This window comes from Roseiconus nitratireducens (assembly GCF_008629675.1).
GTDB classification, from domain to species: Bacteria; Planctomycetota; Planctomycetia; order Pirellulales; family Pirellulaceae; genus Stieleria; species Stieleria nitratireducens.
Genome location: NZ_VWOX01000025.1, coordinates 1 through 13,609 on the forward strand (window position 1 = coordinate 1; position 13,609 = coordinate 13,609).

General features: G+C 54.0%; 10 protein-coding genes. 5 read left to right on the top strand and 5 right to left on the bottom strand.

The window, feature by feature from the left end; translation table 11 throughout:
* Nucleotides 1–48: 48 nt before the first annotated feature.
* A complete protein-coding gene (locus tag FYK55_RS26245) occupies nucleotides 49–483 on the bottom strand; it encodes a GyrI-like domain-containing protein (RefSeq protein ID WP_150079613.1) in 435 nt (144 codons plus the stop codon).
* 54 nt (nucleotides 484–537) lie between these two features.
* On the bottom strand, nucleotides 538–2,319 hold the full coding sequence (locus FYK55_RS26250) for an NADPH-dependent assimilatory sulfite reductase hemoprotein subunit (protein ID WP_150079614.1): 1,782 nt from the start codon (nucleotides 2,317–2,319) through the stop codon (nucleotides 538–540).
* 218 nt (nucleotides 2,320–2,537) lie between these two features.
* On the opposite strand from FYK55_RS26250, the gene metH reads away from it, so the two are divergent.
* Together metH and FYK55_RS26260 are read left to right on the top strand one after the other, a co-directional pair.
* A complete protein-coding gene (gene metH, locus FYK55_RS26255) occupies nucleotides 2,538–6,221 on the top strand; it encodes a methionine synthase (RefSeq protein ID WP_150079615.1) in 3,684 nt (1,227 codons plus the stop codon).
* A 221-nt stretch (nucleotides 6,222–6,442) separates the two neighbouring features.
* Complete coding sequence (locus FYK55_RS26260) at nucleotides 6,443–6,712, top strand: DUF2024 family protein (protein ID WP_150079616.1); 270 nt, start codon at nucleotides 6,443–6,445, stop codon at nucleotides 6,710–6,712.
* Nucleotides 6,713–6,856: 144 nt separating this feature from the next.
* On the opposite strand, the gene FYK55_RS26265 is transcribed toward FYK55_RS26260, so the two are convergent.
* Both FYK55_RS26265 and FYK55_RS26270 read right to left on the bottom strand, forming a co-directional pair.
* Nucleotides 6,857–7,066 (bottom strand): DUF3565 domain-containing protein, encoded by a 210-nt coding sequence (locus FYK55_RS26265; protein ID WP_150079617.1) that lies wholly within the window; start codon nucleotides 7,064–7,066, stop codon nucleotides 6,857–6,859.
* Between the two features lie 179 nt (nucleotides 7,067–7,245).
* The gene (locus tag FYK55_RS26270; protein ID WP_315854089.1) at nucleotides 7,246–7,650 is read right to left on the bottom strand and encodes an Rrf2 family transcriptional regulator; all 405 of its coding nucleotides are present in this window, start codon (nucleotides 7,648–7,650) and stop codon (nucleotides 7,246–7,248) included.
* 154 nt (nucleotides 7,651–7,804) lie between these two features.
* On the opposite strand from FYK55_RS26270, the gene FYK55_RS26275 reads away from it, so the two are divergent.
* The 3 genes from FYK55_RS26275 to ric are packed head-to-tail and all read left to right on the top strand — an operon-like array spanning nucleotide 7,805 to nucleotide 11,741.
* A complete protein-coding gene (locus FYK55_RS26275) occupies nucleotides 7,805–8,629 on the top strand; it encodes a YwiC-like family protein (protein WP_235908995.1) in 825 nt (274 codons plus the stop codon).
* Nucleotides 8,630–8,642: 13 nt separating this feature from the next.
* Complete coding sequence (locus tag FYK55_RS26280) at nucleotides 8,643–10,982, top strand: nitric-oxide reductase large subunit (RefSeq protein WP_150079618.1); 2,340 nt, start codon at nucleotides 8,643–8,645, stop codon at nucleotides 10,980–10,982.
* A gap of 54 nt (nucleotides 10,983–11,036) precedes the next feature.
* Complete coding sequence (gene ric / locus FYK55_RS26285) at nucleotides 11,037–11,741, top strand: iron-sulfur cluster repair di-iron protein (RefSeq protein ID WP_150079619.1); 705 nt, start codon at nucleotides 11,037–11,039, stop codon at nucleotides 11,739–11,741.
* A gap of 73 nt (nucleotides 11,742–11,814) precedes the next feature.
* Here ric and FYK55_RS26290 read toward each other — a convergent pair whose 3' ends face one another.
* On the bottom strand, nucleotides 11,815–13,479 hold the full coding sequence (locus FYK55_RS26290; RefSeq protein ID WP_150079620.1) for a cation:proton antiporter: 1,665 nt from the start codon (nucleotides 13,477–13,479) through the stop codon (nucleotides 11,815–11,817).
* Nucleotides 13,480–13,609: the final 130 nt, after the last annotated feature.

Genomic DNA, 13,609 nt, shown 5'->3' on the forward strand with positions numbered 1-13,609 from the left:
CTCCGAGCTTTGGTTAAACAAAAGACACAGTCTTGCGGTGACATCCAACTAAGTTACGCCAACATAGATCGCTACTTCATTTGGCGACTTCGGATCGTGAATTTCGAAGTCTGCGATGTGGCAGCGAGACAAATTCATTTTCGAGATCTGCTGCCACCTCTCGATCGCAGCATCGGGCATTTGGCCAAATGCATGAAACTCTGCATACTTGCCCGCAGGGGTGTATCGAATCGAGAATCCTTCTTCGGCCGAGCAAACATCAAGGACCTCGCAACCGAGGAAAAACGTATAAGGCTGCGTGTGATCGCCTTCGTAGTCGCAGTATAAGGCGATCAGATTGTCATCCAGACGTGATGGGCAATCTTCGGCAAGGTTTTCGCTGAGAAAACGTTCCCACATCGCACCGATTTGGCTGGCCGGATCGCCGTCGATGCGTGTTTCGATGCCGTATAAGGTTCGAGCATATTGTTGGATGATGTTCATGATCTTGACTCGTCGGCACGGAAACTCTCGGCGAGCTCCGCTACAGCTATTTTGCTAAGTGGTTGCCTCACACGTATTAGTGAGTTCTCCGACACCGATTCGCTCGCAGTACTCGCCAAAGCTTTCACCTGCGTTTCGTTGTTCTTTGAACTTCTGGAAAACCGGCCGCAGAACTGAGGCGATCTCGCTGCGAGGCACCTGGTCTTTGTAGATCTCCGCCATTCGATTTCCACGCAGATTTCCGCCTAAGAAGATCGTGTAGCGTCCTTCGCCCGTTTTGCCGTCCATGCTGCGTCCAACCAAGCCAACGTCCGAGTTGTATGGCCGGGCGCATCCATTGGGGCAGCCAGTCATCCGAATCGAGAACTGTTCGTCAGCCAATCCGAGGTCGTTCAGCTCTACTTCGATATCATCGATCACGCCGGGTAACGCTCGTTCGCTCTCGGTTACCGCCAAACCGCAAGTCGGCAACGCCGGGCAGGCGAACGAGAATCGACGCGCGTTGCTGATTTGCTCTACCGTTACCACGCCGTGATCCGACAGTACTTGTTGGATCGCATCACGCTGGCTCGGCTCAATGTCGCATAACAAGATGTTCTGCTGAGCCGTCAACCGACAATTCGTCACGTGATTGCTGAACAGCACGCGAAAGGCAGTCTTGAGCCGCAAATCGCCTTCGTCCTTCACTCGCCCGTTTTCGATCGGCAAACCCAAGAACCATTTGCCGTCTCCCTGCTCGTGCCAGCCCATATGGTCGTCGTGACCGGTCACGTCATCGGGGTGCGGCTGGGGAAGTGGTCGCGGTAGCGTGCCATCGGGAACGCCGCAGATCGACTCCGCTTCACTCAAGTATTCTTCGACTTTCTGCTTGAAGGCTGGCAAGCCCATGTTGTGGATCGTGTATTTTAGCCGGGCCTGACTTCGATCAGCTCGATTGCCAAAGTCACGCTGCACCAAGATGATCGCCGTAATGATCGGCAATAGATGCTCAGCTTCTACGAACGTCAATCGTTTTGCTAACGCCGGAAAGCAGTTATTCTTGCTCGGCGTTGTGCCCATCCCGCCGCCAGCCAATACATTGAAACCGACCAGCTTGTCGCCTTCGGTCACGCCAAGCAATCCAACGTCGTTGTCGTAGATGTCGATACAGTTGTCTTCGCACAGCGATAAGGCAATTTTGAATTTGCGTGGCAAGTATGCCTTGCCGTAGATCGGATCATGTTCCGCTTCGTTTGGCGGACCGACGATTTGCTCTCTCTCGCCCGTGTCCGGGTCTCTGATCCATATTTCATGGTACGCCCCCGTCTTGGGGCGGACGTGAACCGCAATCTCGTCGGCCAGCTGTTGCAACTGATCACGCAGCCCGTTTTGACGGAGCGGCGCGGGACAACAGCACACGTTTCTGGTTACATCGCCGCAGGCAGATTGAGTGGAAAGCTTGATTTCGTTGATACGGTGGATCGCATCCCACAGATTGTTCTTTACGACGCCGTGCAATTGGATGCTTTGCCGAGTCGTGATTCGAATCGTTCCGTTGCCTAGTTCATCGGCGATATCAAGTTCTCCGAGGAACTGTGCAGCCGTCATTTTTCCGCCCGGAATCCGGTTGCGAACCATGAACGAATAGGCTTTCCCTAGTCCTTCCTTGCGACGGGATTTCCGCAGATCGCGGTCGTCCTGTTGGTATGTCCCATGAAACTTCAGCAACTTTGTGGTGGCGTCTTCAACGCAATCGGTCGTCTTGTCGGAGAGTTCCGCCGCAATGGTTCCGCGCAGTCCGACACTTGCTTCCTTGATCAGCTCAACTTTGGATTTCTTGGGTTCTTCTTCCGCCATCATTGACTTCCCTGGGGACGGGGTATCGCAAAACGCCTAAAGCTGTATGCTATGTGCATGTTTTAAGCGGCGTACGCACTGACGTCAAGAGTGCAACCAAAATGTAGTGGACAAGGTCACGATTCCTTTCCAGCTAAGCTGCGGCGTTGGAGTCATAAACTTGTCCACTGCGCGCGACGACTGCCAATTCATCAATTTGACTTCAGAAGCTCGGTCGAATGACTAGTCCCAGATCTCCCTCCATCCTCAATGACCTGATCCGCGAACGAATCCTGTTGCTTGACGGCGCGATGGGAACGATGATCCAGCGGCTGGGGCTTAATGAAGCTGCTGTGCGCGGTGAGAGGTTTGCTAATCACCACAAAGACCTCAAGAACTTTTCCGACATCCTTTGTCTGACGCACCCGGAAAAGATCACCGATATTCATCGTGCGTACTTCGAGGCCGGCAGTGATATTGTCGAAACCAATTCATTCGGCGCTTCGCCGGTTGGAATGGTGGAATTCGACCTGCCTCTTGAACTTGTTGACGAGATCAATATCGCTGCGGTTGCTTGTGCCCGCAAGGCTGCCGACGAGTGGACGGAGCGAACGCCTGATAGGCCGCGTTTTGTTGCCGGCTCTATCGGACCGACGACCAAGCAACTCGCAATTAGCACCGAAGACGATCCGGCCTTCCGCGGATCGACGTATGAGGAATTGGTCGATAGCTATCGTGCCCAAGTTGAATCATTAGTGGACGCCGGCGTCGATATCTTGCTGCCGGAAACCGCCATCGACACGCTGAACTTGAAGGCATGCTTGTTTGCGATCTCCGACTTTTTCGACTCTGGCGGTCGACGTGTTCCCGTGATGGCCAGCGGCACATTTGGTGACGGCGGGCGAACTTTTGTCAGCGCTCAGAGTGTGGAGGCATTCTGGATCGCGATCAGTCATTTCCCATTGCTCTCGGTAGGGATGAACTGTGCCCTGGGCCCTGACGTGATGCGAACACACATCGAAGAATTGGCCAAAGTCGCTGAGATACCGATCTCCTGTCATCCCAACGCTGGCTTACCCAATGAGATGGGCGAGTTCGATCTCAGCCCCAAGGCGATGGCCGACAAAGTGGGCGAGTACGCCGACAACGGCTGGGTGAACGTCCTGGGCGGTTGCTGTGGCACGACACCTGATCACATCCGCGCGATGGCCGATCGGGTGAAAGGATGCAAGCCGAAGCAACACACGCCCGGTCGCGTGTACACACGACTATCGGGCCAAATGCCGATGGTGATGCGACCCGAAGTGCCTTTCACGATGGTGGGCGAGCGAACCAATGTGATGGGCAGCAAGAAGTTCGCACGCCTGATCCGCGACGAAAAATACGACGAAGCCGTTGAAATTGCCCGCGAACAAGTCGAGAACGGTGCGACAATCATCGACGTCAACTTCGACGAAGGAATGTTGGACGGTGTCGAAGCAATGACACGTTTCTTGCGGCTCATCGCCGGCGACCATGTTGCAGCGTCGGTTCCAGTGATGATCGACAGCAGTAAATGGGAAGTGCTGGAAGCTGGGCTCCGCAACGTGCAAGGCAAAGCGATTGTCAACTCGATTTCGCTCAAGGATGGCGAGGCGGAGTTTTTACGGCGAGCCAAGCTGGTGCGTCAGTACGGTGCGGCCGCCGTGGTGATGGCGTTCGACGAAGAAGGCCAGGCAGCGGATGAAAACAGCAAGCTGCGAATCTGCAAACGTGCCTACGATTTGTTGACCAGCAAATTGAATTTCCCCACCGAAGACATCATCTTCGACCCGAACATTCTAACCGTCGCCACTGGGATGGAGGAGCACAACAACTACGCCGTTGATTTCATCAACGCGGTTCGACGGATCAAGGCCGAATGTCCCGGTGCAAGAACCAGCGGCGGCGTCAGCAATATTAGCTTTAGCTTTCGCGGCAACGATCCGGTCCGCGAGGCATTTCACAGCGCGTTCTTGTTCCACGCGGTGGCTGCTGGACTCGACATGGGGATCGTCAATGCCGGTCAGTTGGAAGTCTATGAGGAGATTCCTAAGGAATTGCTTGAGCGAGTCGAAGACGTCCTGCTTAATCGCCGTCCCGACGCCACCGAACGGATGCTGGAGTTTGCCGAAACCGTCAAAGGTGACGGCAAAAGGAAGTCGAAAGAAGACTTGGCGTGGCGGAGCACGCCGGTTGCCGAGCGAATAAAACATGCGTTGGTCAAAGGAGTCGATAAATTCATCGTCGAGGACACCGAGGAGGCACGCCAGCATTTTGATCGTTGCATCCAAGTCATCGAAGGGCCTTTGATGGATGGCATGAAAGTAGTCGGCGATCTGTTCGGGGCCGGGAAGATGTTCCTGCCCCAGGTGGTCAAGTCAGCGCGGGTTATGAAGAAGGCGGTCGCCTACTTGGAACCATTCATGGAGGAAGAAAAGCGAGTCGCTGGAACGCTCCGCGAATCTGCACGCGGCAAGTTCCTGATTGCGACGGTCAAAGGGGACGTGCATGACATCGGCAAGAATATTGTCGGCGTGGTTTTGCAGTGCAACAACTACGAAGTGATTGACCTGGGCGTGATGGTGTCTTCAGAAACCATCCTTGAGGAAGCGGCCAAACAGGGCGTCGATATGATTGGGCTGAGCGGCCTGATCACACCGTCACTCGATGAAATGGCGCACGTCGCTCGAGAAATGCAACGCACTGGAATGACCATGCCGCTGCTGATTGGCGGGGCAACCACAAGTGCCAAGCACACCGCCGTCAAGATTGCGCCCGGCTACAAAGGGCCGGTCGTGCATGTGCTGGACGCCAGTCGCAGCGTGAACGTGGTCGAACGACTGCTCAGTGACGAGCGCGACGAATTCATCGCTTCCAACACCGAAACGCAAACGCGACTCGCCGAGAGTTTCCGAAGTCGCACACAGAAGTTAGTGCCATATTCCGAGGCACTGCAGAAGCGGTTTACGACCGATTGGACGACGGTGCCAATCGACCAGCCGTGCTTCACGGGGACGCGAGTGTTGAAGGACATCCCGCTCGACGAAATCCGCCCCTACATCGACTGGTCGCCGTTCTTTAGCACCTGGGAACTCAAGGGAAAATACCCGAAGATACTTAGCGACAAAGTCGTTGGCACGCATGCGAAGGAGCTCTACGACGACGCAAACGCGATGCTGGATGAAATAATCATGAACCGTTCCCTGTCGGCCAACGCCGTCTACGGTTTCTGGCCTGCCGCGAGCGACCGTGACGACGTGATTCTTTTCACAGACAAGGCACGGACCACCGAACTCACACGATTGCATTTCCTGCGACAGCAATGGGAACGAAAAGGGCAAAAGGACTACCGCTCGTTGGCCGATTACATCGCCCCGATCGAAAGCGGACGCGAAGATTATATCGGCGGCTTTGCGGTCACGGCGGGTATCGGTGTCAACGAATTCGCCATGCAGCACAAGGATCAACTTGATGATTACAAAGCGATCATGGTGCAAGCCATCGCCGATCGCCTCGCCGAAGCGCTCGCCGAGATGCTGCATCAGCGGGCACGTTGCGATTGGGGCTTTGGCGGGCAGGAAGGATTATCCAAGGAAGATTTGATCGCGGAAAAGTACCGAGGAATTCGCCCGGCCGCCGGCTACCCCGCCTGCCCTGACCACACTGAAAAGCGAACGCTATTCGATCTGCTCGATGCAGAGGAAAACACCGGCATTGAACTCACCAGCAGCTACGCAATGATTCCCGGCGCGAGTGTCAGTGGGCTGTACTTCGGCCATCCAGAGGCACGTTATTTCACAGTTGAAAGGATGACCCGCGATCAAATCGAAAACTATGCGATGCGAAAAGGAAAGCCGATTGACGAAATTGAGCGATGGCTTGCGGCGAACCTGGCATATTGAGTGTCGGTCGCCAGGCCAATAATTTGCAATCTTTCCGCAAAGGTTAAAGTGCCCAACCTTGGGTGCTTTCCCCAGGTGTTTTCAACTTCGCCGTTTCAGGAAACTCAGCTCATGAATTAGATCATCGTTGCCGACAAGAAACATGTACCCGCCGTGCATCAATTGGCGGTATCCATGAAGATTTGACCCAGCTTGTGAAAGCAACAAATCGAGAGCGTTAAATGAAAATCGACGTCTACGACACGTACGCAACTGCGTCCGATGGAAGAATCTTACACTTTGAGGCCATAGTCCGATCTGGAATGTGCCCGCAGGAAGTCGAGAAGAGAATTCACGCGTTTGTTGATGCCTGTGATCCAGAAATCGAAATGGAGTTCGACCGCTGGAAATCCTCTGGTCATGCTGCTGTTAACCCGGCAGTTCTCGCAATTGTCGAGCGAAACGGAATGGCAATCGTCCCGTTGATTCGAATGCAGAAAGCTGCTGGCTAGGTTTATTTTCGTAAACGTGAGGCTTCTGGAATGGCTCAGGCCAACACGGGGTTTGCTGCTCTTTATACGTCGGGTGGTCGAAAATGATGTGATTCGCTTCATTAAGATGTGGCAGCATCAATTCAGGCCACGCACGGTATAGCCTCAGGGCCGATGGTCGATCGGTGAGTTTTCATCGCATTTCTTGCAATCTAACTCGTAACCAAGCATCGAATCTCGACCACACTTGGAGACGACCCATTCGCGATTCACCCAAGGTGGGTCGTGTCGAACGTGCTGGTTGTGGCCACACACAAGCTGGGCTACCCAGTGGCCATGATCGTCGATGTGGTAGCCAATAATCGGTTGTTGCATTTAATGAATGTCCCGGAGTTAGGGAGCGTTCGAAGGAACAATTGAAAGCAACTATGCCGGATCGTAAGCGAATTTGACGTGGATCGGAATTCCGAGCCTTGGAGTTGACGTTGTGGCAATTCACGATGACTCGACTAAGGGAATGATCGGGCTGGTCGAGTCGAGCAATTGCTGGATCGTTACTCCCGCGAGGGAGACTTCCATCGCGGCGTATGTGCGATCGAGCTCTGCGTGCAGCGGCAAAGCGACGTGTGCGATTTCAGACCCAACGGACAGGACGTTATGCGCTGCAATGGTGTCACGGCATTCACCACGTCAAGGATGGTGATCTCATTGGCTGGCATACCAAGCTCATAACCACCGCGCGGCCCGCAACGAGACTCGGCTAACTGCGCAGACACGAGGCCCTGCAACACTCGGTTCAGATAGCGGCGCGGCACTTGCGTTCCTCGAGCAATTTCATCAGCCGACGATGACCTTTTGTCGCACGCCTTATCTTGTTCGGCCAAGAACATAACCGCTCGAAGTGCATATTCCGCTGTTTTCGAGAGCATTTTCGTTTGTATCTCCACGCTGTGGAACATGCGTTAGCAAACACCCGCTGCTGCGACGCCTTAAATATACACCTTGACGTGTAAGTTGAAATGTATACATTTGGGTGCAGTATTACTGCGGCGGTTTCCGTCTGTCCAGCGGAGGCCGCCAAGGTTGCATGAACCCACTCCCGAAACCATCGAAATGCCTAGCACAACAACAATTGGAACCGTCCTGCAAGCAAGGCAATTGCAAAGCGAAACTGGAACGCCGCAGCGTGCAGTGAGCATGAAGCCGAAGGAACATGGTGCTTACGCGATTGTAACACTGCCGATGGTTGCTGCGTTGGCGATGAGCGGGATGGGAATTGTCAGCCTCGCAGTCGTCGTGGCTTCGCTGGCAGGCTTCTTTGCGCATGAGCCTCTGTTGATTGCACTGGGGCACCGCGGCCAACGTGCTCAACGTGCTGCTACCTGGGCTCGGTATCGGGCGACCAGTTTAATCTTGCTGTGTGTTGGTGCGGGTACGACGGCGATGTGGTTTGGCTCGGCAGCGGTTCAAGTATCGCTGGCCGGCTGCCTACTGCTGGCGATCGTCAGCTTTGCACTATCAATCGCTCGATTCCATCGAACGCTCGGCGGCCAATTGCTGGGTGTTGTCAGTCTCTCAGTCCCCTGTCTACCAATCTTGTTAGCCGGTGGGGTTTCATGGCAACGAACACTGTTGATTTGGATCGCTTGGATATTGGGCTTTCTTTCAACCACGTTGGCGGTACGCGGAGTCATTGCGGCGCAGAAGCGGCAATCTCGAAGCGTGCATTGGCTTGGCATCGGGATAACGACCGTGTCCATGATCGTGCTGGCGTTCGCGGGAGCTTGGTTGCCTTTGGCGACAGTGCCGATGATTGTTGCCAGTTGGCTGCTACTGTGGCAACCTCCATCAGCTAAACACCTTCGGCGCGTCGGCTGGACCTTGGTCTCGACGACATTGCTCACGGGCATCCTACTCGTCATCTGCAATCACTTCTAACAAGGTAAACATAATGAAAAAGCTTTGGTTCGCATTTGCGACCGTGATGGTTCTCTCCTTCCTAGTTCTCGGTTGGATTGGGACGCGTATCTTTCAGCAGATGCCGCCAATTCCTGCCAAAGTCGTCACCTCTGATGGTATCACGCTGATTGATGACGGTGAGATCGGCAAAGGTCAGAATGTGTGGCAATCAATGGGCGGAATGCAAGTCGGTTCGATCTGGGGACACGGCAGCTACGTCGCGCCGGACTGGACGGCAGACTATCTGCATCGTGAGGCGACCTTTATTTTGGACAAGTGGTCGGGAGCCGAGTTCTCCAAGCCGTTCGCAGAGCTTGACGAAGAACATCAAGGACAGCTCGTAGGGCGTTTGTCCAAATTGATGCACGCCAACACTTTCGATCCGGCGACGAACACGGTGACCATTGAACCGATTCGCGCGGAAGCATTTGAAGCCAACCTGGCGCACTACCAAAGCGTATTCATGGATGGAAACGCGGACTACGCTATCCCCGCCAATTCGATAACTAGCGAAGAGCGAGCGAGGCTGTTTTCCAAGTTTGTTTTTTGGACAAGCTGGGCCGCCACCGCGACACGTCCCGATGACATTGTCAGCTACACCAACAACTGGCCCTTCGAACCATTGGTTGGTAACCGTCCGACCGGCGACAATATCGTATGGACCGGTGTCAGTGTGATCATGCTGCTGGCAGGAATTGCCGCGATGGCTTGGTGGTATGCCGCGCGGCGCGATGAAGAAGAGAAGTCCGATGACATCCCAACTCACGATCCGCTGGCTCGATGGGAGGCAACGCCTTCGCAAAAAGCGACTGTCAAATATTTCTGGGTCGTCGCGGCCCTGATATTTGTGCAAATGGCACTTGGCGTCGTAACCGCTCATTACGGAGTTGAAGGCGAAGGCTTCTATGGCATACCGTTAGGCGAGTACCTACCGTACAGTGTGACTCGGACTTGGCATGTGCAGGTTGGCTTGTTCTGGATCGCGACGGCTTGGCTCGCCGCTGGATTGTTCATTGGCCCATTGGTTAGCAATCACGAACCAAAATACCAGCGACTCGGAGTCAACGTGCTGTTTGGAGCGTTGTTGCTAGTCGTCGTCGGCTCGCTAAGCGGTGAGTGGCTGAGCGTCAAGAATTATATGTCGGACACAGTCTCGTTCTACCTGGGGCATCAAGGTTACGAGTACGTCGAATTGGGGCGAATTTGGCAACTGGCCTTAATGGCAGGCCTATTGCTGTGGCTAGTGTTAATGCTGCGAGTGCTCTGGCCAGCACTGCGTCATAAGGCAGAATCAAGTGCTTCCCAAGCCAACTCGCAACGTCACTTGGTGACTCTCTTGGCCGTTGCAACAGGAGCGATCGCGCTTTTCTACGGTGCTGGATTAACTTGGGGTCAACACAGCCATCTAACGATGGTCGAGTACTGGCGTTGGTGGGTCGTTCACTTGTGGGTTGAAGGGTTCTTCGAAGTCTTCGCCACAACGGTCATCGCGTTCGTCTTCATGCGGTTGAACTTGATTCGACCAGGACTCGCCGCAGCAGCCGCACTGCTCTCGGCGACGATCTTTTTGGCTGGCGGCATCATTGGCACTTGTCACCACTTGTATTTCGCTGGCACACCGACGGTTGCGCTTGCTTGGGGATCTGTTTTCAGTGCATTGGAAGTTGTGCCACTGACTTTGGTCAGCTTTGATGCAATGGAAGACCTGCGCCGAAGCAAGGCCTCACCTTGGGTACAACGCTACAAGTGGCCAATCTATTTCTTCGTGTCTGTCGCGTTTTGGAACATGATCGGCGCAGGGCTCTTCGGCTTCATGATCAACCCACCGATTGCATTGTATTACATGCAAGGACTCAACACGACACCGCTGCACGGACACGCCGCGCTGTTCGGTGTATATGGAATGCTCGGTATCGGATTGATGTTAATGTGTTTGCGGGTCTTGCTGCCTGGCCGACCGTGGAAGGACGGCATGTTGCGACTTGGATTCTGGGGCATGAACGTGGGGCTGATGGCAATGTGTTTGTTGAGTCTGCTGCCGGTGGGTTTGCTACAAACCAAAGCTTCGGTCGAGCACGGCTATTGGTTTGCTCGCAGCAGTGAGTTTATGCAAACCGATTTGATGCAGACTCTACGATGGATGCGAGTTCCTGGTGACACCATTTTCTTCTTCGGAGCAGTGGCATTGGTGTGGTTTATCGGCGGACTTTGGACCGGCCATTCTTTCTCAAAGCAAGACGACGGGTTCGGTCCACCACTGAGCGATGATGACGGTCACATGGTATCAAGTTCGCAAGGTGTATCTGGCGAGCGCGAGCTCGTGGAGACCTAATTGAGATCAAAACCTTTCACCTTAACATCAAATCTAAACAAGAAAAGTTAAACTATGACAACTCTCACACCTGCCGACACCGTCGGCGAATTTGTTCGGCGCAGTCCCAAGCTGGCTCGCGTATTTGAAAACTTTGGAATCGATTATTGCTGCGGAGGAAAACGGCCACTTGTCCAAGCATGCGAAAAACGTGGCATCGATATCGCCGAGGTGATGCGGCAACTTGACGTCTGCGAGTCCTCCGATGAGGCCCAGAACCTCATCGATGTCGACTCGATGTCACTAACGGAACTGGCCGATCACATCGAAGCCACACATCATGCCTACCTCCGTGAAGAACTACCGCGATTGGAGTTCATGACCGAGAAGGTTTCGCGAGTGCACGGCGACAAAAACGAAAACCTTCATCGAATGCGAGATGCTTTCGTGGCGCTGAAGGCTGAGCTTGAGCCGCACATGATGAAAGAAGAACGAGTGTTGTTTCCGATTGTGCGTCAATTGGAAGCCTCGGCCGATCGCCCGCAACTCCACAGTGGAACCGTTGCCAACCCGATTCGACAAATGGAGCACGAGCATGATATTGCCGGTGAGGCATTGGCAATCCTCAGGGAATCAACGGATGGCTACACACCACCCGACTGGGCGTGCAACACTTATCGAGCGATGTTGGAATCGTTGGCTCGACTGGAGGCCGATATGCACCAACACATCCACAAGGAAAACAACGTGCTCTTCGTCAAAGTCCAATCGATTGAATGACTTCGGTTCGCTGTATCGGAAGTCAGGTTATCAACAACTCTGCTTGGAAAGTCCGAGCAGGTGGGGATGCCAGTCAATCTTCACGTGAGGATGGCTGGGACTTCCCGCAAGAAGCCAGCCATTGCTTCAAGTGAACCGCGAGATTCTCGCCGACTTGCTGTTCGTCACCAGATATTTTGTCGGCTCCCGCAATGACGAAATCGTCCTGAAACACCGCGTAGCGAGCGCGAACGATTGTGTGAACTTGCGGAGCATGACTACGAATGTGCGAGAGGACGGCAAGGGCCGATTTGTAGTGCGGAATTGTGATCACGACAACTTGACTTTCAGCCACTCGTGCGTGCTCAAGCACTTCGGTCTGTGTCGCATCGCCGACCTCAGCATGGAACCCCAACTGTTTTGCCTTCTGCACGCCAGCATGATTCAATTCTAAGACCGTCACGCGAATGGATCGATCGACTAAATCACGAGCCGCGATTTGCCCGGCTGGACCAAAGCCTACGATCACAACTTCTGGTGGTTCAGCCCCTTGGTGTGCTGTCGATTCCTGGACAATCGTGTCACCAATGCGCCCAGCTACCCAGTTACCAAAGCGAGGAGCCAGCGGAACCAGAATCGCACTTAAAAAGAATGACACGATGGCGGCGGATACAACTAAGGCGTAGGTCGATTCCGATAGAACGCCACTGGCACGACCGATACTTCCAAGCACGAAAGCGAACTCACCAATTTGCGCCAGACAAAGCCCTGTTGCTACGGCCACACGCGTGCTTTGTCCAAGGGCAGCAAAGATCACCCAAATGATCACAAACTTTCCGATCGTGATGAGCGCCACTGTCGCAGCAACCAAAGGGACGTTCTTAATAATCCAAACTGGGTCTGCAACCATGCCTGCGGCACCAAAGAAGAGCGTCAACAAGATCACTTGCAACGGAGATACGTCCGCGCGAATTTGGGTCGCAAACGCGGAGTTGCCCAACAACATCCCAGCTACGAAGGCACCGAGCGCAGGTGAAATACCGACCGCGTGAGACGCCCAGGCTGCGCCGAGTCCGGTTACCACCGCAAAAATCACAGTCAGTTCGCGATTGCGATGCAGTGTCAACGTCCCAAGTGCTAACACAGCAATTTTATTTAGCAAGAGCAAGCCGATGACGAGTCCACCTGCCATAAGCATGAGTTTCGCCACATTCTTAGCGATGTCACCTGAATCCCCTTCTCCGCCGAGTATGGTGACAAGTAACGCGAGGGGAACCACGGCCATGTCCTGCGTCAACAACACACCGAGGCTATTATTCCCGTGTGGCATTTCGATTTCGCTACGTTCCATCAATATCCGTAGGACAACCGCCGTACTGCTAAGCGCTATCATGGCACCGAGCGCGATCGATTCACGCACGGGCAATCCACATAACGTTGCACCACCAAACCCTAACAAGATCGTTAGTCCAACCTGAGCTGCGCCACCAACAATCGGCTTCGCCCCAAGTTTCTTCAGCCGGCTGACCGAAAACTCGAGTCCTAAACTGAACAGCAGAAGTGCGACGCCCAATTCAGCAATGGCTTCAATTTCGTGTTGACCACTAACGGCATGAACGCTTCCAGGTCCGCCAAGCAACATCCCGGCCAGCAAGTATCCAACGATAGGACTCTGGCCAAAACGCGAAAACACACCGCCAACAAGTAGCGAAGCCCCAAGCATCACGACGACATCTCGCAGGATCGTCCAAAGTTCCAAAGTCGCACTCCTTGTGACACAGATGTCAATTTGCCATTCGAAAGAAACACAGTCGCCATTGACGACATCCAGTTTAAGACTCCAAATGTCAATTTAGATGACGACCAAATGTTGCACCATCTGGGTCGGT

Coding starts and splice junctions, on each gene's coding strand:
- FYK55_RS26260 (WP_150079616.1), top strand. CDS start 6,443: ATGAAAATCGACGTCTACGACACGTACGCAACTGCGTCCGATGGAAGA.
- FYK55_RS26250 (WP_150079614.1), bottom strand. CDS start 2,319: ATGGCGGAAGAAGAACCCAAGAAATCCAAAGTTGAGCTGATCAAGGAA.
- FYK55_RS26265 (WP_150079617.1), bottom strand. CDS start 7,066: ATGCAACAACCGATTATTGGCTACCACATCGACGATCATGGCCACTGG.
- FYK55_RS26245 (WP_150079613.1), bottom strand. CDS start 483: ATGAACATCATCCAACAATATGCTCGAACCTTATACGGCATCGAAACA.
- ric (WP_150079619.1), top strand. CDS start 11,037: ATGACAACTCTCACACCTGCCGACACCGTCGGCGAATTTGTTCGGCGC.
- metH (WP_150079615.1), top strand. CDS start 2,538: ATGACTAGTCCCAGATCTCCCTCCATCCTCAATGACCTGATCCGCGAA.
- FYK55_RS26280 (WP_150079618.1), top strand. CDS start 8,643: ATGAAAAAGCTTTGGTTCGCATTTGCGACCGTGATGGTTCTCTCCTTC.
- FYK55_RS26275 (WP_235908995.1), top strand. CDS start 7,805: ATGCCTAGCACAACAACAATTGGAACCGTCCTGCAAGCAAGGCAATTG.
- FYK55_RS26270 (WP_315854089.1), bottom strand. CDS start 7,650: ATGTTCCACAGCGTGGAGATACAAACGAAAATGCTCTCGAAAACAGCG.